This is a genomic window from Clostridium vincentii (assembly GCF_002995745.1).
Lineage (GTDB): Bacteria > Bacillota > Clostridia > Clostridiales > Clostridiaceae > Clostridium > Clostridium vincentii.
The window spans coordinates 1-557 of record NZ_PVXQ01000092.1 but is presented as its reverse complement, the minus strand read 5'-3'; the positions used below and the strand labels follow the sequence as shown (position 1 = coordinate 557).

Sequence of the window (557 nt, the reverse complement as noted above, 5' to 3'; positions counted from 1 at the left end):
ATGTCAGTAATTGTATCAAGAGCGCTTCCAGATGTTAGAGATGGTTTGAAACCAGTACATCGAAGAGTTCTTTACGGAATGTATGATTTAGGAGTTTTTTCAAATAAAGCCCATAAAAAATCGGCAAGAATTGTCGGTGAAGTTTTAGGAAAGTACCACCCTCACGGTGATACTTCTGTTTATGATGCAATGGTTCGTATGGCTCAAGAGTGGAGTATGCGTTATTTATTAGTGGATGGACAAGGTAACTTTGGATCTGTTGATGGGGATAGCCCAGCAGCAATGCGTTATACAGAGGCAAGAATGCGTAAGATTTCGGAAGAAATTATGGCAGATATCGAAAAAGAAACTGTTGATTTTCAGTTGAACTTTGATGATACTTTATATGAGCCTAAAGTAATGCCTACTAGAGTTCCTACTTTGTTAATAAATGGAGCTACGGGGATTGCAGTAGGTATGGCAACCAATATGCCTCCTCACAATCTTACTGAGGTTGTCAATGGTACATTAGCTTACATGGATAACAATGATATTGAAATCGATGAGTTGATTACACA

1 protein-coding gene is annotated in these 557 nt (G+C 38.2%); it reads left to right on the top strand.

The annotated features are described in order from the left end of the window. Positions 1 to 557: DNA gyrase subunit A (locus tag CLVI_RS17205; RefSeq protein ID WP_278320546.1), on the top strand; the 557-nt coding region annotated here is incomplete at both ends.